The organism is Streptomyces adelaidensis (assembly GCF_016598475.1).
Taxonomy (GTDB): Bacteria; Actinomycetota; Actinomycetes; order Streptomycetales; family Streptomycetaceae; genus Streptomyces; species Streptomyces adelaidensis.
Map to the genome: position 1 here is coordinate 1 of NZ_JAEMUX010000081.1, position 24,154 is coordinate 24,154.

The 24,154-nt window shown below is 71.7% G+C and carries 19 protein-coding genes; 6 read left to right on the forward strand and 13 right to left on the reverse strand.

From position 1 onward, the window contains the following. Positions 1-239: 239 nt before the first annotated feature. Positions 240-1,247: a stage II sporulation protein M gene (locus I8N67_RS32880; protein WP_200307911.1), complete on the reverse strand. Its 1,008-nt coding sequence runs from the start codon at positions 1,245-1,247 to the stop codon at positions 240-242. Positions 1,248-1,383: 136 nt separating this feature from the next. On the opposite strand from I8N67_RS32880, the gene I8N67_RS32885 reads away from it, so the two are divergent. Beyond that, on the forward strand, positions 1,384-2,409 hold the full coding sequence (locus tag I8N67_RS32885) for an RDD family protein (protein WP_200307912.1): 1,026 nt from the start codon (positions 1,384-1,386) through the stop codon (positions 2,407-2,409). 45 nt (positions 2,410-2,454) lie between these two features. Here the strand turns inward: I8N67_RS32885 and I8N67_RS32890 are convergent, their stop codons facing one another. The 9 genes from I8N67_RS32890 to I8N67_RS32930 all read right to left on the reverse strand — a co-directional run bounded on the left by I8N67_RS32890 (position 2,455) and on the right by I8N67_RS32930 (position 12,823). Continuing rightward, a complete protein-coding gene (locus tag I8N67_RS32890; protein WP_200307913.1) occupies positions 2,455-3,069 on the reverse strand; it encodes a hypothetical protein in 615 nt (204 codons plus the stop codon). A 160-nt stretch (positions 3,070-3,229) separates the two neighbouring features. Then, a complete protein-coding gene (gene ahcY / locus I8N67_RS32895) occupies positions 3,230-4,687 on the reverse strand; it encodes an adenosylhomocysteinase (protein ID WP_200307914.1) in 1,458 nt (485 codons plus the stop codon). A gap of 365 nt (positions 4,688-5,052) precedes the next feature. Continuing rightward, complete coding sequence (locus I8N67_RS32900) at positions 5,053-6,030, reverse strand: cation diffusion facilitator family transporter (protein WP_200307915.1); 978 nt, start codon at positions 6,028-6,030, stop codon at positions 5,053-5,055. Between the two features lie 171 nt (positions 6,031-6,201). Then, positions 6,202-7,353: a mannose-6-phosphate isomerase, class I gene (manA, locus tag I8N67_RS32905; protein ID WP_200307916.1), complete on the reverse strand. Its 1,152-nt coding sequence runs from the start codon at positions 7,351-7,353 to the stop codon at positions 6,202-6,204. Positions 7,354-7,418: 65 nt separating this feature from the next. Beyond that, positions 7,419-8,546, reverse strand: a complete 1,128-nt coding sequence (locus tag I8N67_RS32910; RefSeq protein ID WP_200307917.1) for an SIS domain-containing protein — start codon at positions 8,544-8,546, stop codon at positions 7,419-7,421. Positions 8,547-8,654: 108 nt separating this feature from the next. After that, positions 8,655-8,825: a Trm112 family protein gene (locus I8N67_RS32915; RefSeq protein ID WP_200307918.1), complete on the reverse strand. Its 171-nt coding sequence runs from the start codon at positions 8,823-8,825 to the stop codon at positions 8,655-8,657. Between the two features lie 274 nt (positions 8,826-9,099). Then, positions 9,100-10,464, reverse strand: a complete 1,365-nt coding sequence (locus I8N67_RS32920; protein WP_200307919.1) for a phosphomannomutase/phosphoglucomutase — start codon at positions 10,462-10,464, stop codon at positions 9,100-9,102. A 91-nt stretch (positions 10,465-10,555) separates the two neighbouring features. Beyond that, complete coding sequence (locus tag I8N67_RS32925) at positions 10,556-12,172, reverse strand: L-lactate permease (RefSeq protein ID WP_200307920.1); 1,617 nt, start codon at positions 12,170-12,172, stop codon at positions 10,556-10,558. A 228-nt stretch (positions 12,173-12,400) separates the two neighbouring features. After that, complete coding sequence (locus tag I8N67_RS32930; RefSeq protein WP_200307921.1) at positions 12,401-12,823, reverse strand: DUF3499 domain-containing protein; 423 nt, start codon at positions 12,821-12,823, stop codon at positions 12,401-12,403. Between the two features lie 359 nt (positions 12,824-13,182). Here I8N67_RS32930 and I8N67_RS32935 point away from each other — a divergent pair, with 359 nt between their 5' ends. Further along, positions 13,183-13,650 (forward strand): metallopeptidase family protein, encoded by a 468-nt coding sequence (locus I8N67_RS32935; protein ID WP_200307937.1) that lies wholly within the window; start codon positions 13,183-13,185, stop codon positions 13,648-13,650. Between the two features lie 158 nt (positions 13,651-13,808). On the opposite strand, the gene I8N67_RS32940 is transcribed toward I8N67_RS32935, so the two are convergent. The 3 genes from I8N67_RS32940 to I8N67_RS32950 all read right to left on the reverse strand — a co-directional run bounded on the left by I8N67_RS32940 (position 13,809) and on the right by I8N67_RS32950 (position 19,423). Beyond that, the gene (locus I8N67_RS32940) at positions 13,809-15,311 is read right to left on the reverse strand and encodes a DUF5719 family protein (RefSeq protein WP_200307922.1); all 1,503 of its coding nucleotides are present in this window, start codon (positions 15,309-15,311) and stop codon (positions 13,809-13,811) included. Further along, positions 15,308-18,940, reverse strand: coding sequence for a glycosyltransferase family 2 protein (locus I8N67_RS32945; protein ID WP_200307923.1), 3,633 nt, complete (start codon positions 18,938-18,940; stop codon positions 15,308-15,310). The genes I8N67_RS32940 and I8N67_RS32945 overlap by 4 nt, the downstream gene beginning before the upstream one ends. Before the next feature lie 219 nt (positions 18,941-19,159). Continuing rightward, on the reverse strand, positions 19,160-19,423 hold the full coding sequence (locus I8N67_RS32950; protein WP_010986447.1) for a WhiB family transcriptional regulator: 264 nt from the start codon (positions 19,421-19,423) through the stop codon (positions 19,160-19,162). 630 nt (positions 19,424-20,053) lie between these two features. Here I8N67_RS32950 and I8N67_RS32955 point away from each other — a divergent pair. From I8N67_RS32955 to I8N67_RS32970, 4 genes are all read left to right on the forward strand, one after another. After that, positions 20,054-20,551 carry a cysteine dioxygenase gene (locus I8N67_RS32955; protein WP_200307924.1) on the forward strand — a complete coding sequence of 166 codons (498 nt, stop codon included), beginning with the start codon at positions 20,054-20,056 and terminating at the stop codon, positions 20,549-20,551. A 90-nt stretch (positions 20,552-20,641) separates the two neighbouring features. Further along, complete coding sequence (cofD, locus tag I8N67_RS32960) at positions 20,642-21,601, forward strand: 2-phospho-L-lactate transferase (protein ID WP_200307925.1); 960 nt, start codon at positions 20,642-20,644, stop codon at positions 21,599-21,601. Beyond that, positions 21,598-22,926, forward strand: a complete 1,329-nt coding sequence (locus I8N67_RS32965; protein ID WP_200307926.1) for a coenzyme F420-0:L-glutamate ligase — start codon at positions 21,598-21,600, stop codon at positions 22,924-22,926. Before cofD ends, I8N67_RS32965 begins: the two co-directional genes overlap by 4 nt. Before the next feature lie 161 nt (positions 22,927-23,087). Beyond that, positions 23,088-24,089, forward strand: a complete 1,002-nt coding sequence (locus I8N67_RS32970) for a DNA-3-methyladenine glycosylase family protein (protein ID WP_200307927.1) — start codon at positions 23,088-23,090, stop codon at positions 24,087-24,089. Positions 24,090-24,154 lie beyond the last annotated feature (65 nt).

The following is a 24,154-nucleotide window of genomic DNA, read 5'->3' on the forward strand; positions in this document are numbered from 1 at the left end:
AGCGATTCCGACTTTATCAGAAGTTTTTGGCCGGACTAACCAGCTGCTTGTTTCTGATTCATTCGGGTGGGCTCACTCGGGAAAAAGCGTTTCCACGAGGATCCAATAGATGAACATGGTCACCCTAGGATGTTTCCACCTCTAGGCAACTGTTCTAATCTACCTCCCCACAGGCGCCATGTCAACGGCTCTTGCGGGAACGAAGAGGAGACTAACAGCCCGACGGGGGTGTTCGCACATCAGGCGGCGGTGGGGACGGCGGCACTGCGTTCGTGCTCCTCGATGTCGCCGGTGTCGCCGGCCCTCACGGCACGTCCGCCCAGGACATAGACGTAGGCGAGGAAGGCGAGTTCGGCGAGGATGCCGATGGTGATGCGGGCCCAGGTGGGCAGGCCGGACGGGGTGACGAAGCCTTCGATGGCGCCGGAGACGAAGAGGACCAGCGCCAGGCCTATCGCCATGCCCAGGGCGGCGCGCCCCTCCTCGGCCAGGGCCGAACGACGGCTGCGGGGGCCGGGGTCAATGACGGTCCAGCCGAGGCGGAGACCTGTGCCGGCGGCCACGAAGACGGCGGTCAGTTCCAGGAGGCCGTGCGGGAGGATCAGGCCTAGGAAAACGTCGAGGCGGCCGGCCGATGACATCAGGCCGATGCCCACACCGAGGTTGAGCATGTTCAGGAGCAGGATCCAGAGGACCGGCAGGCCCAGGAAGATGCCCAGGACCAGGCACATCGCGGCGGCCTGGGCGTTGTTCGTCCATACCTGGGCGGCGAAAGATGCTGCGGGGTGGCTGGAGTAGTACGTCTCGTACTGGCCGCCGGGGCGGGTCATCTCGCGCAGTTCGTCGGGGGCGACGATGGTGGCCTGGACCTCCGGATGTGTGCCGATCCACCAGCCCAGGAGGACGGCGACGAGGGTGGAGAGAAGGGCGGCGGGGACCCACCAGTGGCGTGCGCGGTAGACCGCGGCGGGGAAACCGTGGGTCAGAAAGCGCGTGACGTCGCGCCAGGAGGCGCGTCGGTTTCCTGTCACGGCGCTGCGCGCGCGGGCCACCAGTTGGCTCAGGCGGCCGGTGAGCTGCGGGTCCGGGGCGCTGGACTGGATCAGGGAAAGGTGGGTGGCGGTGCGCTGGTAGAGGGCGACGAGTTCGTCGACCTCGGCGCCGTTGAGTCGCCGCTGGCGGCGGAGCAGGGCGTCGAGGCGGTCCCACTCGGCGCGATGGGCGGACACGAAGACATCGAGGTCCATCGGGTTGGGTGCTCCTCGTCCCTCTTGTACTGCGTGTCAGCTTGTCGTACTGGTCGTACTGCGCAATGTGTCCTCAGCTTGGCAGACTGGCCGGTCTCAGGGCAGGTCAGGGGATGAAACCGGAAGGACTACGGGTGTGAGTGAGCTAGTGACGGGCGAGGCGGTGGCGCTGGAGCTGCGTCCCGCGAAGCTGCCGAGCCGGGCGCTGGCCGTGTTGCTCGACCTGATCGTGGCCATGATCGTGTATCTCGCGGTGGTCCTGGTCCTGGTGCTCGCGACGGCGGGGCTCGACGAGGCCGCGCAGGCGGCGATATCCGTCGCGAGCTTCCTGCTCGTACTGGTGGGCGGGCCGATCGCGGTGGAGACGCTGAGCCATGGGCGTTCGCTGGGGAAGCTGGCGTGCGGGCTGCGGGTGGTGCGGGACGACGGCGGGCCGATCCGGTTCCGGCACGCGCTGGTGCGCGGTGCCGTCGGGGTGGTCGAGATCCTGATGACGTTCGGGGTCGTCGCGTGCATCGCCTCGCTCGTGTCGGCGCGGGGGCGGCGGCTGGGTGATGTGTTCGCGGGGACGCTGGTCGTACGAGAGCGGGTGCCGGCCGGGAAGGCGTCGTTCGTGCCTCCGCCGCCGCCCTGGCTCGTGGGGCAGTTCGCCGGGCTCGATCTGTCCGGCGTCCCGGAGGGGCTGTGGCTGGCCATCCGCCAGTACCTGACGCGGATGCGACAGCTGGACCCACAGGTAGGCGCGGCGGTGGCGGAACGTCTCGCCGCGGATCTCGCGGCGAGTACGGGGGCTCCGGCGCCGTACGGGGTGCCGGCCGGTGCCTATCTGGCGGCTGCGGTGCACGAGCGGCAGGCGCGGGAGGCTCGACGGGCGTTCGGGAGCGTGGCGGGGAACTCAGGTGTCCCGGTAGCGCCGGGTGCGGTCGTCGCCGGGCCTGGGTGGGGTGAGTCGGTGGCATACCCGCCGGTGGCACAGCCTCCAGTGGCTCCGGCGTACGCCCCGCCCGGGGGGTACGCGAGCCAGGCGCCGCCTCCTGCGGGCGCCTCCGGTTATGCACCGCCCACAGGGGGCGCTCCGGGCCTTGCCGCTCCGATGGCCCCTGAACCTTCGCAGGAGCCGCCTGCTGAGCGGCCGGGGTCCGGGTTCGCTCCGCCTGCGTGAGCCCTGGCGCCGGTCGCCCGGGCCGACGTCAGCCGGGCCTCGCCGTCAGGCGAACGAGGACGGCGGGGTCTCCAGGTGTTCCAGCTCGATTCCGGGTGCCGCGAGGACGACGTCGCCCGCGAGGTGAACTGTGTGCCGCTCGCCCGTGTCCAGGGCTGTGACCTGGTATTCGTCCACGGTCAGCGGGCCGTTGTCAGTGGCGTGTGCTTCTCTTTCGATCAAGGCCCAGGACTGGTCGACGGTGCGCGGGGCGAGGACCGGATCGGTGAAGGCGACGAGGCGTACGCGGGTGGCGGGGGCCGCGGGGGTGAGGCGCAGAAGACGGGCGGTGGCGATGAGGAAGGCCGGGGAGGTGCCCGTGAAGGCGTGGGCGCGGACATTGCCTTCGGTGGCTTCCGTCCCGGTGGGGTCGGTGCGGACCCAGGTGACGCCGTCGAGGGCGGCGCCGCGGACCTGCCAGCTCGCGGCGTGGAGTTCGAGGCGGATGGGGCGGCCGAGTTCGTCGAGGGCGAGGTCGACGGAGCCGGCGTGGTCACCGGACGGGGTGGTCCGTTGGGAGACGTAGCGCCACCCGGACGGGCCGGGTGCGCAGTGGAAGTGTTCTTCGGCGAGGGGGGTGTGGTCGTGCGGGTCGTGAAGCGAATACCGGCCGCGGGGCATGGGGGTCCTGGGTCTTGACGGGCTGGTCCGGCCGACGGGCGGCTACGGAGCCGAAGGGGCAGGCCCCCGGCACGAGCGGTGCGGGGGGCCTGCCTGGGAACTGCTGCCGTGGTGGGTGCGTCAGTGGGCGGACGCGTTGAAGCACCAACCACCGGGCGGATCAGTAGCGGTAGTGGTCCGACTTGTACGGGCCGTCGACCTCTACGCCGATGTAGGCGGCCTGCTCGGAGCGGAGCGTGGTGAGCTTCACGCCGAGCGCGTCGAGGTGGAGGCGGGCGACCTTCTCGTCGAGGTGCTTGGGCAGCGTGTACACACCCGTCGGGTACTCGTCGGGCTTGGTGAACAGCTCGATCTGCGCCAGCGTCTGGTCCGCGAAGGAGTTCGACATCACGAACGACGGATGCCCCGTGGCGTTGCCCAGGTTCAGCAGACGGCCCTCGGACAGCACGATGAGGACCTTGCCGTCCGCGAACTTCCACGTGTGGACCTGCGGCTTGACCTCGTCCTTGACGATGCCCGGGATCTTCGCGAGGCCGGTCATGTCGATCTCGTTGTCGAAGTGGCCGATATTGCCGACGATGGCCTGGTGCTTCATCCTGGCCATGTCCGAGGCCATGATGATGTCCTTGTTGCCGGTCGTGGTGATGAAGATGTCAGCCTTGTCGACGACCTCGTCCAGCGTCGTGACCTGGTACCCGTCCATCGCCGCCTGCAGCGCGCAGATCGGGTCGATCTCGGTGACGATCACCCGGGCGCCCTGACCGCGCAGCGACTCCGCACAGCCCTTGCCCACGTCGCCGTAACCGCACACGACCGCCGTCTTGCCACCGATCAGGACATCGGTGGCACGGTTGATGCCGTCGATCAGGGAGTGGCGGCAGCCGTACTTGTTGTCGAACTTCGACTTGGTCACGGCATCGTTCACATTGATCGCCGGGAACAGCAGCACGCCGTCGCGCTGCATCTCGTACAGGCGGTGGACACCGGTGGTGGTCTCCTCCGTGACGCCGCGGATCTCCGACGCGAGCTGGGTCCACTTCTGCGAGCCGTCGGTGATCGTGCGGTTCAGGAGTTCGAGGATGACGCGGTGCTCCTCGTTCTCGGCGGTGTCGACCGCAGGGACCTTGCCGTCCTTCTCGTACTCCACGCCCTTGTGCACGAGGAGGGTGGCGTCACCGCCGTCGTCGAGGATCATGTTCGGGCCGCCGGTGGGGCTGGCCGGCCAGGTCAGCGCCTGCTCGGTGCACCACCAGTACTCCTCCAGGGTCTCGCCCTTCCAGGCGAAGACCGGGACGCCCTGCGGGTTGTCCACCGTGCCGTCCGGGCCGACGGCGATGGCCGCGGCCGCGTGGTCCTGGGTGGAGAAGATGTTGCAGGAGGCCCAGCGGACCTGGGCGCCGAGGGCGGCCAGGGTCTCGATCAGGACGGCGGTCTGCACGGTCATGTGCAGCGAGCCGGTGACCCGGGCGCCGGCCAGCGGCTGCGCCTCGGCGTACTCCCTGCGGATCGCCATCAGACCGGGCATCTCATGCTCGGCGAGGGTGATCTCCTTGCGGCCGAACTCGGCCAGGGAGAGGTCGGCGACCTTGAAGTCCTGCCGGTTGTCGACAGTCGTCATTACGAGCTGCTCCTCGGTGTCGGGTCGAGGGATGGATAGGGCTGGTCTGCGCGGCGGCGGACACAGGGGTGCCCCGAAGAGGACACAGGCATGCCCGGTGCGCGCAGCGCAGTCCGTCGGAGGCCCTCTCTCCCTCGGCCGGTCCTCACTGGGACCGCCCGACCGCCATCAGCAGCGACGTCTGGCTCCGCCCCAAGCTACACCGGTCGACCCGCGCGGCCCCAGTCCGCCTCCGTACAGATCAAGCCGAAGACGGCTGTCGGGCCGGGTGTTCCCGAGGCGCGATCCATGGGGCGGGGACGGGAAAGAGCCCGTCGCGGTGGTTCGCGGCGGGCCCGGGTCCCTGGCGGGAAGTGGTCGGCGGGTCAGTGCTCGGCGGTCGGGGTCGGGCCGCCGGGGGCGGCCTCGGGGTCGGCGCCCTTGGCGGCCTCGGTCTCGCTGTAGATGTCGGGTTCGAGGTAGATGACGCGGGCGATCGGGACGGCCTCGCGGATGCGGGCCTCGGCGGCGTTGATGGCGGAGGCGACCTCGGTGGCCGTGTCGTCGTGCTGGAGGGCGATCTTGGCGGCGACGAGGAGTTCCTCAGGACCGAGGTGCAGGGTGCGCATGTGGATGACGCCGGTGACGGTGTCACCGTCCACGACGGCCTTCGCGATCTTCTCGGCGTCCTCGACCCCTGCGGACTCGCCGAGGAGCAGGGACTTGGTCTCGGCGGCGAGGATGATCGCGATCAGGATGAGCAGGACACCGATGCAGAGGGTGCCGATGCCGTCCCAGATGCCGTCGCCGGTGAGCAGGGCGAGGCCGACGCCGCCGAGGGCGAGGATCAGGCCGACGAGAGCGCCGAGGTCCTCCAGGAGGACGACCGGCAGCTCGGGGGCCTTGGCGTGGCGGACGAACTCGGTCCAGGACTTGTTGCCACGCAGGAGGTTGGACTCCTTGATGGCGGTGCGGAAGGAGAAGGACTCGGCGATGATCGCGAAGATGAGGACGCCGACCGGCCAGTACCAGTGGTCGATCTCGTGCGGGTGCTTGATCTTCTCGTAGCCCTCGTAGATGGCGAACATGCCGCCGACGGAGAAGAGGACGATGGAGACGAGGAAGGCGTAGATGTAGCGCTCGCGGCCGTAGCCGAAGGGGTGTTGCGGGGTCGCCTCGCGCTTGGCCTTCTTGCCGCCGAGGAGGAGCAGGCCCTGGTTGCCGGAGTCGGCGAGGGAGTGCACGGACTCTGCGAGCATCGACGACGAGCCACTGAAGATGAACGCCACGAACTTCGCTACCGCGATCGCTAGGTTGGCGCCGAGTGCCGCCACGATCGCCTTGGTGCCGCCTGACGCGCTCATGTGTCCGAGGTGTCCCTTCGCCTACGCATATGTCTGTGCGTGTGCATGCGCGCGCATGCACACGCTTCGTCCGTCGCCGACCGGGCTTTGCCCGCCTTTTGCAGAAGGCATTGTTGCAGCCCGGTCCGGCGTTGGTGCGAGAGGCTGTGGATCAGGAGGGGTTCACGCTGCTCAAGCGACCACGGTCGCGCGGAACAGGGTGCCCGGTCCGGACACTTCGGCCTTTTCGTCCGCCGGTACGAAGACCGACTCGCCGGGAGCGAGCGTGTGTTCGCCCGCGCGTACCGAGCCGGCCGTGCAGAGGAGGATCTGCGGGGTGGCGCGGGTGAGGTCGTGCGGGGCGGCGCCCTCGGGGAGGACGTAGCGGGAGAGGCGGAACTCGTCGATGGGGGTCTCGTAGACCTCCTCGCCGTCGGGGGACGCCTCGGGGCGCAGGACGCCGGGGTCGGTCGCCTCGAAGCGGACGACGCGCAGGAGTTCCGGGACGTCGACGTGCTTGGGGGTCAGGCCGCAGCGCAGGACGTTGTCGGAGTTGGCCATGATCTCGACGCCGAGACCGTCGAGGTACGCGTGCGGGATCCCGGCTCCGAGGAACAGGGCCTCGCCGGGCTGCAGGCGCACGTGGTTGAGCAGCATGGCGGCGATGACGCCGCGGTCGCCCGGGTAGTGGTGGGCGATGTCGGCGTACGGGGCGTAGGCGCCGCCGAGGCGGGCGCAGGCGGCCGCGGTCTCGGTGACCGTGTGGGACATGGCTTCGGGGTCGGCGCTCAGCACCGCGGTCAACACCTCGCGCAGGGCGGCCTCTTCAGGGTGGGCGCGCAGGAGGTCGGCGTACGGCTTGAGGGAGTCGACGTCGAGGGCGGCGAGCAGGTCGGCGGCCTGGAGCGGGTCGCGGAAGCCGCAGAGGCCGTCGAACTCCGTGAGAGCGCAGATCAGTTCGGGCTTGTGGTTGGCGTCCTTGTAGTTGCGGTGGCCGGCGTCGATCGGGATGCCCCGGCGCTCCTCGTCCTCGTAGCCCTCCCTGGCCTGTTCGAGGTCTGGGTGGACCTGGAGGGAGAGGGGGGCGCCAGCGGCGAGGATCTTGAGGAGGAAGGGGAGGCGGGGGCCGAACTTGGCGACGGCCGGGGCTCCCAGCTCGCGTTCCGGGGCCTCGTCGATCACCTCGGTGAGGGGGCCGCGCCCGGTGCGCGAGGGTGCGCCGGGGTGGGCGCCCATCCACATCTCCGCCTGCGGCTCGCCGGTGGGTGCCACGCCGAGGAGCTGCGGGATGGCTGTGGTCGAGCCCCAGGCGTAGGGGCGGATGGTGTTGTCGAGGCGGTCCATGCTGTGAGTTTCTCCGTACGTGGGGAGCCTGCCGGGGCCCGGCCGGGGTCGGGCTCCGGTAAAGATCAGGCTCCGGAAGCGAGCGACAGGTAAACGGCGGCGAAATCCGTGATGGCGATCATCTCCGCGAGGGTTTCCAGGTCGCTGCCCTCGTCGGGTTCCAGCTCGCTGATCGCGGTGTCGTGGCCGAGGGCCAGCTCACGGGCGGCCGGAACGGCGCTCAGGCCGCCGGTCGGGCGGTCGCGGAGGAGCACCACGCGCGCGTGGAAGGCGGGTGGCTCCTCGACCCGGTCGCGGAAGAAGTCCTCGGGGTCAGCGCTCGCGGCCAGCGGGCCGGACAGCAGCACCGTGTGCGAGGCGAGGGCCTCCGGCAGCTGGGCGGCGACGGCCGGGCGGCCCGCCAGCTCGGCGAGCGCGGACGCGAAACGGCGGCCCACCGGGCCCGCGGCCTGGCCCTCGGTCCAGATCACCGGGAGCGCGTCGGCCAGCTCGGCGGCGAGCGTCTTGGCCGGGTTGCTGTACGTGGCGATGGCCGGGCCGCAGCGCTCGGCGACGTGGTCGAGGCGGTCGGCGACCTGCTGCAGGGCGTCCGGCGAGGCCGCGACCAGGCCGGTGCGGTCGAGGAGCGCGAGCATCGGGGTGAGCAGCGCCCACAGGATGCCGGGGGCGGAGGCGCCGAGGGGCACCTCCTGCTCGTACGGGGCGGGTGCCATCGGTACGAAGAGGCCGTGGGCGCTTGCCACCGCCTCGGCGACGGGGGTGTGGGCCGGGGCGACGGCGACGACCGTGCAGCCTCGGCGGTACGCCTGTTCGACGAGGATCGCCAGGCCGGGTTCACTGCCGTCCGCGGTGGCGACCAGAAGGAGGTCGACCGGGCCTGTCCAGCCGGGGAGCTCCCAGCGGAGGGCGCCGGCGGCGGGGGCCACGCCGGTGGGGTGGAGGCGGGTGAGGGGGCAGCTGGTGCCCGCGAGGGCGCTCAGCAGGTCGGCGACGCCCGCGGAGGCCATGCCGGGGCCCGCGATCAGGAGGCCGCGGGGGCGGCCGTCCGGTTTCAGGTCGGGGATGCCCGCCTCGGTGCCGAGGCGGATGGCCGTGCGGACCCGGGCGCCGGCCTCGGCGGCGCCGCGGAGCAGGCCGCGTCGGTCCGCGTCCGACAGGGCGTCGGGGGTGTCTAGCAGCGATTCGTCGAGCATGGGCGGCAGTCTCCGATCGCCGGGTGCCCTAATTACGCCTTTTCGCGTTACGCCTGTTTTCCCGGCCCGTGCGTGGTTACGCCTCGTGCGAGAGCTTGATCGCGTGGGTCACGCGGGGCGGCGGGCCTCGTCCACGAGGAGTACGGGGATGCCGTCCCGGATCGGGTAGGCGAGGCCGCAGTCCTGGCTCGTGCAGGCCAGCTCGGTGTCCTCCTCGGTGAGGGGGGCGTGGCACGCCGGGCAGGCGAGGATCTCCAGGAGGCCGGCTTCGAGCGGCATGTCGGGTCCCTTCGGGGGCGGATTGTGCGGTGCGGCCTGGTCAGAGTACCGCCGTGTGGGGGTTGGTGCCGGGTGCCTGGGGGTCTGGCAGGGGTTTCTCGCCCCCGCCGCCCCTACCATCCCTCCCCCATCCAGGGGCTGCGCCCCTTCGACCCCCGCGGTCGGGCTCGGGGGGCTTGGGTGCGTTGGCGGGTGCGGGTGCGGGTGCGTCGGGGTTGATCGCGCAGTTCCCCGCGCCCCTCAAAAGCAGGGGCTTCGCCCCATGCCCCCAGTCTCACGCCCTGATGATTGCCAGCACCTCGTCCCGGACCTTTGTCATCGTCGTCTCGTCGCGGGCCTCCGCGTTCAGGCGGAGGAGGGGTTCGGTGTTGGAGGGGCGGACGTTGAACCACCAGTCGGGGGAGGTGATGGTGAGGCCGTCCAGGTCGTCGAGGGTGATGCCTTGTTGGTTCTCGTAGGCGGTTCTGACGGCGGTGAGGCGGTCTGACTGGTCGGCGACGGTGGAGTTGATCTCGCCGGAGCCGGCGTAGCGGTCGTACTGGGCCACGAGGCCGGAGAGGGGGCCGTCCTGGCCGCCGAGGGCCGCGAGGACGTGGAGGGCGGCCAGCATGCCCGTGTCGGCGTTCCAGAAGTCGGCGAAGTAGTAGTGGGCGGAGTGCTCGCCGCCGAAGATGGCGCCCGTTCTGGCCATCTCGGCTTTGATGAAGGAGTGGCCGACGCGGGTGCGCACCGGTGTGCCGCCGTTCTCCTTCACCACCTCGGGGACGGACCAGGAGGTGATCAGGTTGTGGATGACCACGCCCTTGCCGCCGTGCTTGGCGAGCTCGCGGGAGGCGACCAGGGCGGTGACCGCGGAGGGCGAGACCGGGTTGCCCTGCTCGTCGACGACGAAGCAGCGGTCGGCGTCGCCGTCGAAGGCGATGCCGAGGTCGGCGCCCTCCTCCCGGACACGCTTCTGGAGGTCGACGATGTTCGCCGGGTCGAGGGGGTTGGCCTCGTGGTTCGGGAACGTGCCGTCCAGCTCGAAGTACATGGGGACCAGGTCCAGCGGCAGGCCGGCGAAGACCGTGGGGACCGTGTGGCCGCCCATGCCGTTGCCCGCGTCGACGACGACCTTCAGGGGGCGGCTGGAGGTCAGGTCGACGAGGCCCAGGAGGTGCGCCGAGTAATCCTCCAACGTGTCCCGGCTGGTGATCGTTCCCGGGGTCGCGGCCGGCTCCGGTGCGCCCGACTCGCTCCAGGCCTCTGCCAGTTCGCGGATCTCGGCGAGGCCGGTGTCCTGGCCGACGGGGGCGGCGCCCGCGCGGCACATCTTGATGCCGTTGTACTGGGCGGGGTTGTGGGAGGCCGTGAACATGGCGCCGGGCAGGTTGAACGCGCCCGACGCGTAGTACAGCTGGTCCGTGGAGCAGAGGCCGATCTCGGTCACATGTACCCCGAGCGCAGCCGCCCCGCGCGCGAAGGCACGCGACAGGCCGGGGGAGGAGGGACGCATGTCGTGGCCGATGACGATGGCGTCAGCGTCGGTCACCCGTACGAAGGCCGCCCCGAAGAGCTCGGCCAGGGGCTCGTCCCACTGGTCCGGGACCACCCCGCGTACGTCGTACGCCTTCACTATCGTCGACAGGTCAGCAGCCACGGTCAAACCCTCCTGAAGTCCTCACCGGCCACCCAAACTACCCGCCCGGACCGACAATCCGCTGTGCGACCTCAGAGCACAGTGGTGGCCGTCATCGAAGCATCCACTCCAGTACGGGCGTGCTCTGCCCCACCACAATCAGGCACATCACCAGCAACAGCCCCAGGCTCCACGGGAGCACCTTGCGCAGCAGGTCGCCCTCGCGGCCCGCGAGGCCGACGGCGGCGCAGGCGATGGTCAGGTTCTGCGGGGAGATCATCTTGCCGAGGACGCCGCCGGAGCTGTTGGCGGCGGCGAGGAGTTCGGGCGACAGGCCCGACTGGCGGGCCGCGTTCACCTGGAGGGCGCCGAAGAGGGCGTTCGCGGAGGTGTCGGAGCCGGAGACCGCGACGCCGAACCAGCCCAGCACGGGCGACAGGAAGGCCAGCCCGGCGCCGGCCGCCGCCACGAAGTGCCCGATGGTGGCGGCCTGTCCGGAGAGGTTCATGACGTAGGCGAGCGCCAGGACGGACGTCACGGTGAGGATGGCGAACCGCAGTTCATGGACCGTGGCCGCCCACTCCCGGACGGCCACGCGCGCGTGGACCCCCAGTACGACGGCGGTGCACAGGCCGGCGAGCAGTACCAGCGTGCCGCCGGTGGACACGACCGGCCAGATGAAGACATTGCCGCCGACGGCGTCGCCGGCCGGGTTCGCGACGTCCAGGAAGGGCCAGTCGTATGTCTGTGTCGCCCCGGCCAGCCAGTCCTTCACCGCCGGGATCTGGGCGACGGAGAAGATCGCGACGATCAGCGCGTACGGGGCGTAGGCGCGCAGGACTTCGCGTGGCGGGCCCTCCTCGTCGAGGTCCTCGCTGCGCACGCCGGTCAGGACGGCGGCCCGTACGGGTTCGGCGGCGGGCCGGCGCGCCTGGGGTACGGCGACGAGGGCGGCCGCGCCCAGCAAGGCGGCCCCGATGTCGGCGAGTTGCGCGGAGAGGTAGTTGGAGGCGACGAACTGGCCGACGGCGAAGGCGGTCCCGCATGCCAGGGCGGGCACCCAGGTCTCGCGCACCCCGCGCCGCCCGTCGACCAGACCGACGAGGACGAGCGGCACGACGAGGGCGAGCAGGGGTGTCTGCCGGCCGACCACGGACGCCACGGTGTCCAGGGGCAGTTCGGTGACCTGGGCGAGTGTGACGACCGGGGTGCCCATGGCCCCGAAGGCGACGGGCGCGGTGTTGGCGACCAGGGCGACCACGGCAGCCTTCACCGGTTCGAAGCCGAGCGCGACGAGCATGACCGAGCAGATGGCGACCGGCGCGCCGAAGCCGGCGAGGGCTTCCAGGAGCGCGCCGAAGCAGAAGGCGACGACGAGCGCCTGGATGCGCGGGTCGTCGGAGAGCCGTCCGAAGGAGCGGCGCAGGATGTCGAAGTGCCGGGTGTGGACGGTCATCCGGTACACCCACAGGGCGTTGACGACGATCCACATGATCGGGAAGAGACCGAACAGGGCTCCCTGGGCGGCGCTGGAGAGCGTCTGGCCGAGCGGCATGCCGTAGGCGAGCCAGGCGACCAGTGCGGCCGCCAGCAGGCCGGTCAGGCCCGCCAGATGCGCTTTCAGGCGGACCCCGCCGAGCAGGATCAGGACGATGACGAGGGGCAGGGTCGCGACGAGGGCGGACAGGCCGAGCGAGCCGGCCACGGGTTCCAGTTCCTGGACGTACACGGGAGCCTCCCCGGATTCCGCGATGCGGAAGCGGTTTCTCACGGGCACCCGGAATGGTCGCGTCCGTGCCGACACGGCGTCAACAGGCGTGCGTCACCGAGTGAAACGGCAGGGATCGGAAACAGCCACGGAGAACGACAGCGGAACGGGAGGAGAGGAGCGCCGCGAAACAGCGTGCACAAGAACGACCACGAAGGGGGGCGTACGGCAACAGCCGTGCCCGTTGCGTCAGTTGTCGGGCGAGCGCAGCACCCGGAGGTGGCCGCGCCGGGCGACCTCCATCGGGTCCGCCGTGCGGGGGCCGCCACCGGCATCCGCGGCACGCCGCTGCGGGCGGGCCGCCTCGCGCACGGCGTTGGCAAGCGCTTCCAGGTCGTCACCGCTGGGGCGTGCGGGAGCGGAGGAGTCCAGCAGCCGTACGACCTCCCAGCCTCGCGGCGCGGTGAGGCGCTCGGAGTGCTCGGCACACAGGTCGTAGCAGTGGGGTTCGGCGTAGGTGGCGAGGGGGCCGAGGACCGCGGTCGAGTCGGCGTAGACGTACGTCAGCGTCGCGACGGCGGGACGGCCGCAGGCGGTGCGCGAACAGCGACGTACAGGGCTCACGACGTTGGACGGTACCGCACTCTTGAGCGGGCCGCGACGACTCTCCACCAGGTCACTCCACCGTGTCGTGCCGCGAATCGCCCCACACGCCCCTCCGAACCCACCGCACTGACCTGCGAGTAGCCCGGCGTCCGGGATACCGAACACTCCCCCTGGTGGTCAACTTTCGCTATAGACCATGACAATTGACGTGAGTCAGTCGGTCTCGGCGAGATATGGAATCGAGCCCAACCTTGGCCGGAATGGTCATCCTGCGACATGCCGTACGGCCCCGGGTGGTGGCCCCCGTGGTGATCGCGTGCGGCGAACCGGTCGGACTTGCCAGGTCAGCCAGGTCGAGCCGGTGGTGCGGGCCGGGAGTGTGGAGCCGGGCGCGCGGACCTCGCGGGGACTACGCTTCGCAGGTGATGGACAACCTCGTACCGCCCCGCGCCGCCTCCGCACCCGGGCCCCGCCGCCGAGACCGGCACGGCAGGGGGATGCGCGGCCCCATCGCGCCGCCCCAGGTGCCGCTCGCGGCGAGTCGCGCCGAGATGTTCGCGGATCTTGTACAGGACTCCGTGGAGCGGCTGGAGCGGCGATGGCCGCAGCTCGCGGACATCGACTTCCTCGTCCTCGAAGTGCCGCGGCTCGACGGGCCGGGGGACGGGACGTGGAACGAGGAGGCCGTGCCGCTGGGCGGGACCGTCGCCGCGCGGGAGGGGCGGCCTGCGCGGGTCGTCGTCTATCGACGGCCGGTGGAGATCCGTACCAAGGGGCGGGACGAGCGGGCCGCGCTGGTTCATGAGGTCGTGGTCGAGCAGGTGGCCGAGTTGTTGGGGTTGAATCCGGAGACGGTGGATCCTCGGTACGGGGATGGGGACGGGGAGGAGTGACGTCGGGGGGCTTCTGATGTGTTTTCGCCCCCGCCGCCCCTACCCGTCCCATCCCCCAGGGGCCGCGCCCCTTCTACCCCCGTTTTTCGGCTGCGGGTCCGTGGGGGCTTGTCGCGCCGTTCCCCGCGCCCCTTGAGGCCAAGACCTGGGGCGGCGGCTTACCTCTGCAGTACCGACAGGTCCTGATTCGCCTCCGGTACTGCCACCGTGCCTCGGTCGTCCTGGAGGGGCTGGATGGTGAAGGCTGAGAGGGTTTCGAGCTTGGATTCCAGGGTTCGGGAGGCGTGGACGGGGCCGCCCGAGACGGGTTCGACGGTCAGGGCGTAGGTGCCCTTGAGGCCGGTCGGGGCGGGCATGGCGATGTTCTGGGTGGTGCCGGCCTTGATGGTGAAGGTCTTGGTGGTGGGCTCGCCGGCGCCGCTGCCCGCGGACGCGGTGACCTTGACCTCGGCCGTGCGGGTGGGGGCGGTCAGGGCGAGGGTGGTGCCCTTGGCAGTGTTGTGGGCGGCTGTCGCGCGCGTGCCGACGGGGCGGGTGGCCGGGATGAAGGCCGTTTCCTGGTTGTCGCCCTTGCCGCGGACGACGCGGAGGGCGGCCACCACCGGGATCGCCTCGTCGGTGGGGGTCAGCAGCAGGGAACCGGCCTCGCCGCGCGTGATGTCACCCAGGTCGGCGGAGGCGGTCATGCCCGCCTTGACGTGCAGCGTCTCGTTGCCGGCCGGGGTGATCGGGCCGGACGGCGAGGCGAGCCGTACCTTCAGGTCGGCGTCGGTGTCGCCAGGGGTGAAGACGACGAGGCGTACGGAAGTGGCGTCCTTCGGGATGCCGGGGAGGACCACGCTGCCCGCCGGGTCGGCCGCGGCGGCCAGCCAGTCGCCGCCCAGCTTGTCGTCGAGGGACTGGACCGCGGCGGCGACCCGGCCGCTGCGGACGCTGACGTGGACCGTGAGGTCGGCCGCCTTCGCCGTGGCGAGCGTCGACAGCAGGACCGGCTCGCTGGAGCGGGGCTGGACCGTGATGCCCTCCCCCGCCGTCGACTTCAGGGCGCCGTCCTTGCCGTAGAGCTCGATGTCGACGACGGCGGCCGAGTCGTCCGGGTTGGTGAGGTGGACGTAATCGGTGCGGTCCGCGGCCGTACTGGTGCCTGGGAACCAGAACTCCGTGTCCGGGGCGGAGCAGTTGACGCCGAGCAGGCCGCGGCCGGTGCCTGCGGCGACCTCGGTGGTCTCCTGGACCGTCCAGCCGGGCGCGAACTTGCCCTCGGCCGTGCCGATCAGCGCGGGCGACTCGGCGCCGTCGACGCTGTTGGTCACGGGCTTGCCGGGCTCCTTGGGCTCGACGACGGCCTTGTCTTCCTTCTTGTCCTCCTTGCCTGCTTGCTCTTTCTTGCCCGCCGACTTCCCGCCCGCCGCCGCCAGTTCGGCGCTGCCGTCGCCTCCGGTGCCCTCGGTGACGGGGGTGAAGGACGTGTACGCGGTCTCCGCGACGTCCGAGGTGCTCGGCTGGGGGCAGAGCAGACTCGTGCGCTGCACCGGCAGTTGGACGGCCGCCTCGGTGGTGGTGTCGCCGCCGGAGGCGTCGGGCGCGGTGAGCGCGGCGAAGCCGGTGACCGCGGCGAGGGCGGTGGTGCCGGCGATCAGGGACAGGGTCGTGCGGTTCACTGCTGGCTCCCGTCGGGGCGCTCACTGTCGGCGCCGGTGCCTTGCGACGGGTCGTACGTCGCGTCGTAGCCCTGGGCGTACGTCTGATCGTAGGGAGCCGCGCTGCCCCCGTAGGCGTACGGGTCGTACTGGCCGCCCTGGTAAGGGTCCGCCTGGTAGTGCTGCTGGTCGTACGTGCCCGCCGGGTACTGCTGGCCGCCCTGGTACTGCTGGTCGTAGTGGCCGTACTCGGCGGCGGCGCCCGCCTGTTGCGCGGCGTCCCAGTCGCCGTACGCGGGCTGCTGCGGGACGGGAGCGGTGGCCGGGGCCTCCTGAGGGGCGAAGGGCAGGCCGGGGTCGGCTGACTCCTCGGCCTCTGCCTCCGCCTGGGCACGCAGGCGTCGGGCGCGGCGGCCGTCGCCGGTGATGTCCTGGGCGGGCACGGCTACCGGCTCGTCGGGGAGGTCGTCGTCGACGTCACGGCGGCGGCCGGGCAGGGCGAGGATCACGAGGACGACGGCGAGCGAGCCCTGGGCCCACAGCCAGCCGGTGTGGCTCACCGGGGAGTCGAAGACGACGTCCAACCTGCCGCCGCCGACGGGCAGCTGGAAGCCCTGGGCCCAGCCGTCGACCGTGGTGGCGGTCAGCGGCTTGCCGTCGAGGGTCGCGGTCCAGGACTCGTCGGCGGTGTCGGCGAGGCGCAGGACCCGGCCCGAACCGCCGGCCGGGATGGTGGTGTGCACGTCGACGGGACCGGCGGCGACGGCCTTCGGGTCGCCCGAGGAGGCCTCGATGGTGACGCGGGCGACCTGGCGGTCCAAGCGCCACAGGGCGCTGCCGTCCTGCTGGCTGAGCCTGCTCAGGCCGGGGGTGGCGTCCATGACGCGGCTGACCTCGCGGGGCGCGCCCGGGCGGACGAGGACGTAGCGCACGGCGAAGGCGCCGAGTTCGTCGCTCTGGTCGGCGCCTGAGCCGGCGACCAGGTTGGCGACGACCTTGTCGAGCTGCTTGTTCTCCCCCTCGGCGGCGGTGAATTCGCCGTCGCCGAGGCGGACGCCGGAGCCGCGGACCAGGGTGTAGCCGACCTGGGCGGTGGAGTCGCTGTCGAGGACGAGGGTGCGGGCCTGGTCGCGGGTGCCGCTCTCCTCGGCGACGAACGCGGGCACCTGGACGGGGTCGCGGCGCTCCACGGGCCCGTCGGCGCCGCCGATCATCCATCCGGCGGCGGCCAGCAGCGGGCCGACTGCGGCGGCCAGCGCGATGAGCACGGCCACCGGCTGACGCCAGCCGAAGCTCTGCTCGGCCACACGCGAGCGTGCCCCGTCGGCGCCCAGGGTGGCGGCGGCGAGGAGGGCGAGGCCGTAGACGAGGGTCGCGGGACCGGCCCAGGCGGAGCCGTTGGAGAGGACCGCGAAGACGAGGGCCACCAGGGCCGCCGTCCAGGCCGTCCGGATTCCCAACTGACGTTCCGAGCGGAGCAGGGCGGCCAGCGCGGCCAGGACGACGCCGATGAGCGTCAGCCCGCCGACCGTGCCGGGCCCGCCGGGGCTGATGCCGAGCAGGTCGGTCGCGGAGGCCGCGCTCGCGCCGTACTCCAGACCGGCCTCCTGGAAGAAGCCGAACGGCAGCAGCGTCAGCGACCAGGGGGCGAGGATCAGCAGCGGGGTGCCCAGCTGGGCGAGGAAACGCGGACCGTAGGCGGTGATCTCGCGGCGGCGCACGGCGAGGAGCCCGAGGCCGAGGAGCAGTGCGATGGGCCAGACGATGGGGGTGAACGCGGTGGTGATCGACAGCAGCAGCGCGTACGCCCAGGTGGCGCGCCAGCTGCCGCGCGCCCCCGTGCTGTTCGTGAGCCCGGCGGCCGCGGCGCCCGCGCGGGCGATGAGGGGCAGCAGGATCGCGAGGACGGCGGTGCCGATGCGACCGGCCGCCAGCGCGCCGGTGACGGCGGGCAGGAAGGCGTACACGACGGCCGCCCAGGCGCGCAGCAGCCGGGACTCCACGAGGGGGCGCGAGGCGAAGTACGCGGTGAAGCCGGCCAGCGGCACGGAGGCCACGAGGAGCACGGTGACCGCGAGTCCGGTGGAGCCGAAGAGCAGGGAGGCGAGCATGGCCACGAGCGCCAGATACGGCGGCGCGGCCTCGGTGCCGCCGGCGCCGACCGGGTGCCAGGCGTCCAGGTAGCGCGACCACAGCTCGGCGGAGTCGGCGGGGGCGGGCAGCAGGGCGCCGCCCGCGAGCGCGCCGCCGCCGAGCAGCTCGCGGCAGGCGACGAGCGAGGCGAGCAGCAGGAGCGCGAAGAGCACGGGCCCGGGCTTGCGGGCGACGCGCTTGAGCCGGGCGAACTGCTCGACCTGAAGGAAGTCGGCGTCGTCGTCACCAGGCCCGGACTCGACCGCGCCGCCGTGCCGGCCGGCCTGGGGAGCCTCGGCGTCGGAGTGCCCGAACAGATCGCCCGCGGCCTGTTCGACGGTGGCCCGCACGGTCGCGCCGGGCGGCGGGAACAGCGGACGCAGCTCGGCCTTGTCCAGCTGCGAGCGGCCTCGCCTGCGCCGCCCGGCGATGATCCGCTCGGGCCGCAGCAGCGCGCTCAGCAGACCGCGGATCTCGTCGACGGCCTGTCCGGGGACCTTGCCTACGAGGTACGCGACGGTTCTGAGGAGCGTGCCGAGGACGATCCGCAGCAGTACCCAGGGGAGCTGTGCCGTACGGGAGTTGACGAGGAGGGTGTAGACGGCGCCCGCCTTGTCGACCATGTGCGGGGAGGCGGCGCTGCGGCCCACGCAGTCGACGGTGCGGCGCTCGCGTGAGGACGCCTCGGCGTGCCGTACGACGGCTTCGGGGGCGACGAGGACGCGGTGCCCGGCGGCGGTGGCGCGCCAGCACAGGTCGACGTCGTCACGCATCAGGGGCAGGCGCCGGTCGAAGCCGCCGAGCTCGTCGAAGACGTCGCGGCGGATCAGCATGCCGGCGGTGGACACGGCGAGGCTGGTCTTGACGTGGTCGTGCTGGCCCTGGTCCTGCTCGCGACGGTCCAGGCCGGTCCAGCGGCGGCCGGAGTGGGCGATGGTGACGCCGACCTCGAGGAGCTGACGGCGGTCGTACCAGCCGCGCAGCTTGGGGCCGACCACGGCCACGTCGTCCCGGCCGAGCTCCCGCTCGTTCTCCACGACCCGCAGCAGCTGGGCGAGGGCGTCGGGCTCGGGGGCGCAGTCGTCGTGCAGCAGCCACAGCCACTGGACCGGTTCCCCGTGCGGGAGCTCCGGCATGTCGTAGGTGTCGTCGCGCCAGGTGCGGGTGACGGGGTCCCAGCCGCTGGGGCGCCTGAGGTACGCCAGGTCGTCCTGGGTGAGGGCGCCCGCGGTGCGGTTGGCCTCCTCGACGGCCTGGCCGAAACCGGTCCGTCGGGCGAGGTGCAGGACGCGGTCGGCGCCGAGGGCGTCGGAGAGGAGCCGGGCGGAGTCGTCCGCGCTGCCGGTGTCGGCTGCCATGGCGCTCTGGACGGGGCGCTCCTGGCCGAGCAGCCCGGCGAGCGCGTCGGGCAGCCAGCGGGCGCCGTCGTGGGCGACGAGGACCGCGGTCACCACGTGGCGTGGGAACTCGGGAACGGCAGCGTCGTGGTGGGCTGCCGGGTGGCTGTGCACGGACATCGAGGTACGGGCCCCGGTTCGATGGACTGCGGTGGACGTCTGTGTCCGGCGAGGACAGCGGGACGTCTCGGACGAGGGCCCACACTAACGGCTGAGCAGCACGGCGGCCCGCCGCCTGTGGACAACCACCGGCGACGGGCCGTACGTGTTCGGTTGTCGCTGTTCGGCTGTTGCTTCGGCTGTTGCTTCGGCTGTTGCTTCGGCTGTTGCCGGACGGGGTCAGATGGCTGCCTTCTTGAGGCGGCGGCGCTCGCGCTCCGACAGTCCGCCCCAGATGCCGAACCGCTCGTCGTTGGCGAGGGCGTACTCGAGGCACTCGGAGCGGACCTCGCAGGCGAGGCAGACCTTCTTGGCCTCGCGGGTCGAGCCGCCCTTCTCGGGGAAGAAGGACTCGGGATCGGTCTGGGCGCAGAGCGCGCGCTCCTGCCAGCCGAGTTCCTCGTCCGCGTCGTCGACCAGCAGTTGCTGCACGAGCTCGGTCATGTGCGCCCCTCGTCCGTCTTTCGCGTCCCCGTCGTGCGGCCGTTACCGATTTCGGCTGAACGACACGAGTGAAATTACAAGTGTGCTGCTACGGGCGAGTCAAGCCGAGATCTGCTATTGAGCCCCTTATTCACTCTGCGGAACCAAGGCTATGCGGAAAGTGTTCAAATCGGCATAAACCCTGACGGCAGCCTGACGGCAGCCTGGCGGCACACGAGGGTTCCGGATGGGCTCTCCCTTCCCTTACGAGAAAGGACGCCCGGGAGTTCGATCTCGTTCCGACCCGTTCGGACCGACTCGCTCCGGACACGGCCCGGTTGAGCGCCATGTCTCCCCGGCGCTCCCCGCACAAACCTTTCGCCGCGCGGATGCACCGGAAGAGGTGAACCGGGATCCATATGGCGGACGTGAAGTTGACAGCGGAGGAGTGAACCGCTGTGCTTGTGGGCATGCTCGCGAACTCGGCACTCACCTCGACCCGTCCCGGGTCCCTCGGTGCTGCCCGCTGTCGCTGTAGCTGTCGCTGTTCCAGCTGTTGAGCCACACCCGCTCCGGCTGTCGGCCAGGTCTCCGTGCCCCGGCCTTCTGTTCCCCTCTGGCCTTTCTTTCACTGAGGAACCACCCCACTTCATGAACAGCGACAGTGACATCCAGATCGCCGGCGACATCCTCGAAGTACCGCACCTCCTCCAGGCGCCGCGCCAACACCCGGTCACCGTGGCCGAGTTCGCCGGGCTCGCCCGGTCCATCGCCGAGGACCGCTCCCGGTGGGAGCACCTCGTCGAGTACGACGCGACGACCCGCTGGTACCACCGGCTGCTGACCGGTCCCGGGTACGAGGTGTGGCTGCTGTCGTGGGTGCCGGGGCAGGGCACGGGACCGCACGACCACGGGGGCTCCTCCGGCGTACTGACCGTGCTGGACGGCACGCTGACCGAGCGCACCGACCGGGGCACGCAGGTACTGGGCGCGGGTGCGCAGCGCGTGTTCGCGCCGGGGTACGCCCACGAGGTCGTCAACGACACCCTGGAACCGGCCACCAGCCTGCACATCTACTACCCCGGTCTGACCGACATGCCGATGCACACGAAGGCCTGCGCTGCGGAGACGGCGACCGTCACGGCCTGACCCCCGGGTGCCGCGGTCGTGGGCCGGTGGGAACCGGCCGTGGTCACGGCCGGGCGACCCGATGTCGTACCCGCCTGCGAGACTTCTCCCATGCGCATTGTGGTTCTGGCAGGCGGCATCGGCGGTGCCCGTTTCCTGCGCGGTCTGAAGCGGGCCGTGCCGGACGCGGACATCACGGTCATCGGCAACACCGGCGACGACATCCACCTCTTCGGGCTGAAGGTCTGCCCGGACCTCGACACGGTGATGTACACGCTCGGCGGCGGCATCAACGAGGAGCAGGGCTGGGGCCGGGCCGAGGAGACCTTCCACCTCAAGGAGGAGCTCGCGGCGTACGGCGTCGGGCCGGAGTGGTTCGGGCTCGGTGACCGGGACTTCGCCACCCACATCGTGCGGACGCAGATGATCGGCGCCGGATATCCGCTGAGCGCGGTCACCGAGGCGCTGTGCGACCGATGGCAGCCGGGCGTCCGGCTCATTCCCATGACGGACGACCGCGTCGAGACCCATGTCGCCGTCGAGCAGGACGGCGAGCGCCGGGCGATCCACTTCCAGGAGTACTGGGTGCGGCTGCGGGCCTCCGTGCCGGCCGAGGCGATCGTGCCGGTCGGCGCCGAGCAGGCGAAGCCGGCGCCCGGGGTCCTGGAGGCCATCGCCGAGGCGGACGTGATCCTCTTCCCGCCGTCCAATCCCGTCGTCTCCGTCGGCACCATCCTCGCCGTGCCCGGCATCCGGGAGGCCATCGCCGAGGCCGGGGTGCCGGTCGTCGGCCTCTCCCCCATCGTCGGCGACGCGCCCGTGCGCGGGATGGCCGACAAGGTCCTCGCCGCCGTCGGCGTCGAGTCCACCGCCGCGGCCGTCGCCGAGCACTACGGCTCCGGGCTGCTCGACGGCTGGCTCGTCGACCCCGTCGACGCGGGCACCGTGGAGCGCGTCGAGACCGCCGGGATACGGTGCCGGGCCGTGCCGCTGATGATGACCGATCTGGACGCGACGGCGGCCATGGCCCGTGAGGCGCTGGCGCTGGCGGAGGAGGTACGGGGAGCTTGAGCGAGGAGAACGTGGGAGAGGCGCAACCCGGCGGCGGCTATCGGGTCTGGGCCGTGGCCGGCCTGCCCGAGGTGCAGAAGGGGGACGACCTTGCCGCGCTCGTCGCCGCCGCTGAACCGGGGCTGACCGACGGGGACGTGCTGCTGGTCACCTCGAAGATCGTGTCCAAGGCGGAGGGCCGGGTCGTCGAGGCGGCCGACCGGGAGGCCGCGATCGATGCCGAGACCGTCCGGGTGGTGGCCCGGCGCGGGGTCCTGCGGATCGTGGAGAACCGGCAGGGGCTGGTGATGGCCGCCGCCGGGGTCGACGCCTCCAATACGCCTTCCGGGACCGTGCTGTTGCTGCCCGAGGATCCCGACGCCTCCGCGCGCGCGATCCGGGACGGGATCAGGGACGCGCTCGGGGTCGAGGTCGGGGTCGTCGTCACCGACACCTTCGGGCGGCCCTGGCGCAGCGGGCTGACGGACGTCGCCATCGGGGCGGCCGGGGTGCGGGTCCTCGACGACCTGCGGGGCGCCACCGACGCGCACGGCAATCCGCTCAGCGCGACCGTCGTCGCCACCGCCGACGAGCTGGCCGCCGCCGGTGACCTGGTGAAGGGCAAGTCCGCCGGGCTGCCCGTCGCCGTGGTCCGGGGGCTGGCGCATGTCGTGGCCGACGACGACGGCGAGGGGACGCGGGCCCTGGTCCGGGGCGCGCGGGACGACATGTTCCGGCTCGGCACCTCCGAGGCCGTACGGCTGGCGGTGACCCAGCGGCGTACGGTGCGGACGTTCACGGACGAGCCGGTCGATCCCGGAGCCGTACGGCGGGCCGTGGCCGCCGCCGTCACCGCGCCCGCGCCGCATCACACGACGCCGTGGCGGTTCGTGCTGCTGGAGTCGGAGGAGTCGCGGGTACGGCTGCTGGACGCCATGCGGGACGCGTGGATCGCGGATCTGCGGCGGGACGGCAAGAGCGAGGAGTCCGTCGCGAAGCGGGTGCGACGCGGGGACGTGCTGCGGAACGCGCCGTATCTGGTGGTGCCGTGTCTGGTGATGGACGGGGCGCACTTCTATGGGGACGAGCGGCGTGACGCGGCCGAGCGGGAGATGTTCGTCGTCGCCGCCGGGGCCGGGGTGCAGAACCTGCTCGTCGCGCTGGCCGGGGAGCGGCTGGGGTCGGCGTGGGTGTCCTCGACGATGTTCTGCCGGGGGGTCGTGCGGGAGGTTCTGGGGCTGCCGGAGGGGTGGGATCCGATGGGGGCGGTGGCTGTGGGGCATGCGGTGGGTGAGCCTGCGGATCGGGCCGCGCGGGAGGTGGGGGCGTTCATCGAGGTTCGGTGAGGTGGGTGGGGGCCGGGTGCGCCTACGGTTCGTGAGGGCCCCGGTGGGTGCGCGAGTGCCGGTGCGCTGTGGTCGATCGCGCAGTTCCCCGCGCCCCTGAAAGCCTCACGGAGCCCTACGCTCATAAGGCACCGCTCTCCTATATCGCCTAGGACCTCATCGTGGCCGGACGGTTTCCGCAGCGGCCCACTCGTACGACTGTGCGGGGTGGGCATGTCGTCGCGCCCGGTGGGGTGCCGCGGCAGGCGGCTGCGCCGGGGGTGCGGCGGACGTGGGTGCCGGAGGGGGCGCTCGATCTGGGGCTGGTGCTCGGGCCGCTGCGGCGGGGGCCCGGGGATCCGACGTTCCGGGCGACGGCGGACGGGTCCGTGTGGCGGGCCAGTCGTACGCCGGTCGGGGCCGGGACCTTGCGGGTCGCGATGCGCGGTGGGGTCGTCGAGGCGCAGGCGTGGGGGCCCGGGGCCGAGTGGCTGCTCGATCGGGTGCCGTCGATGCTCGGGGCGTCGGACGATCCGGATGTCTTCGTGCCTCGGCATCGGATCGTGGCGGTGACCTGGCGGCGGCGGCCGGGGTTGCGGCTGACGCGGACCGGGCTGGTGCTGGAGTCGCTCATCCCGTCGGTGCTGGAGCAGAAGGTCACGACGGACGAGGCGTACCGGGCGTGGCGGTTGCTCGTACGGAAGTTCGGGGAGCCGGCGCCGGGGCCCGTGCCGGAGCGGATGTGTGTGATGCCGGGCGCGCGGGAGTGGGCGCTGATTCCGTCGTGGGAGTGGCATCGGGCCGGGGTCGACGACAAGCGGGCGTCGACGATTCTGCGGGCGGTTCGGGTGGCGGGGCGGCTGGAGGAGGCCGTGGGGATGGCGCCGGAGGATGCGCGGGCGCGGTTGCAGGTGGTGCCGGGGGTGGGGCCCTGGACCTCGGCGGAGACTGTGCAGCGCAGTCATGGGGCGGCGGATGCGGTGACTGTGGGGGATCTGCATCTGCCGGGGATCGTGGGGTTCGCGTTGGCGGGGGATCGGGATGCGGATGATTCCGTGATGTTGTCGTTGTTGGAGCCGTATGCGGGGCAGCGGCATCGGGCGGCTCGGTTGATCTTGTTGTCGGGGCGGGTGCCGGGGCGGCGTTCGCCGCGGATGACTCGGGGGGATATTGGGCGGCTTTAGGGGTTTTGATCACCCCCGCCGCCCCTACCCGTCCCATCCTCCAGGGGCTGCGCCCCTTCTACCCC

Excerpts from the sequence above, each read along its gene's own strand:
- I8N67_RS32880 (WP_200307911.1), bottom strand. The coding sequence starts at position 1,247 with ATGGACCTCGATGTCTTCGTGTCCGCCCATCGCGCCGAGTGGGACCGC.
- I8N67_RS32890 (WP_200307913.1), bottom strand. The coding sequence starts at position 3,069 with ATGCCCCGCGGCCGGTATTCGCTTCACGACCCGCACGACCACACCCCC.
- ahcY (WP_200307914.1), bottom strand. The coding sequence starts at position 4,687 with ATGACGACTGTCGACAACCGGCAGGACTTCAAGGTCGCCGACCTCTCC.
- I8N67_RS32900 (WP_200307915.1), bottom strand. The coding sequence starts at position 6,030 with ATGAGCGCGTCAGGCGGCACCAAGGCGATCGTGGCGGCACTCGGCGCC.
- manA (WP_200307916.1), bottom strand. The coding sequence starts at position 7,353 with ATGGACCGCCTCGACAACACCATCCGCCCCTACGCCTGGGGCTCGACC.
- I8N67_RS32910 (WP_200307917.1), bottom strand. The coding sequence starts at position 8,546 with ATGCTCGACGAATCGCTGCTAGACACCCCCGACGCCCTGTCGGACGCG.
- I8N67_RS32915 (WP_200307918.1), bottom strand. The coding sequence starts at position 8,825 with ATGCCGCTCGAAGCCGGCCTCCTGGAGATCCTCGCCTGCCCGGCGTGC.
- I8N67_RS32935 (WP_200307937.1), top strand. The coding sequence starts at position 13,183 with ATGGACAACCTCGTACCGCCCCGCGCCGCCTCCGCACCCGGGCCCCGC.
- I8N67_RS32945 (WP_200307923.1), bottom strand. The coding sequence starts at position 18,940 with ATGTCCGTGCACAGCCACCCGGCAGCCCACCACGACGCTGCCGTTCCC.
- I8N67_RS32950 (WP_010986447.1), bottom strand. The coding sequence starts at position 19,423 with ATGACCGAGCTCGTGCAGCAACTGCTGGTCGACGACGCGGACGAGGAA.
- I8N67_RS32955 (WP_200307924.1), top strand. The coding sequence starts at position 20,054 with ATGAACAGCGACAGTGACATCCAGATCGCCGGCGACATCCTCGAAGTA.
- cofD (WP_200307925.1), top strand. The coding sequence starts at position 20,642 with ATGCGCATTGTGGTTCTGGCAGGCGGCATCGGCGGTGCCCGTTTCCTG.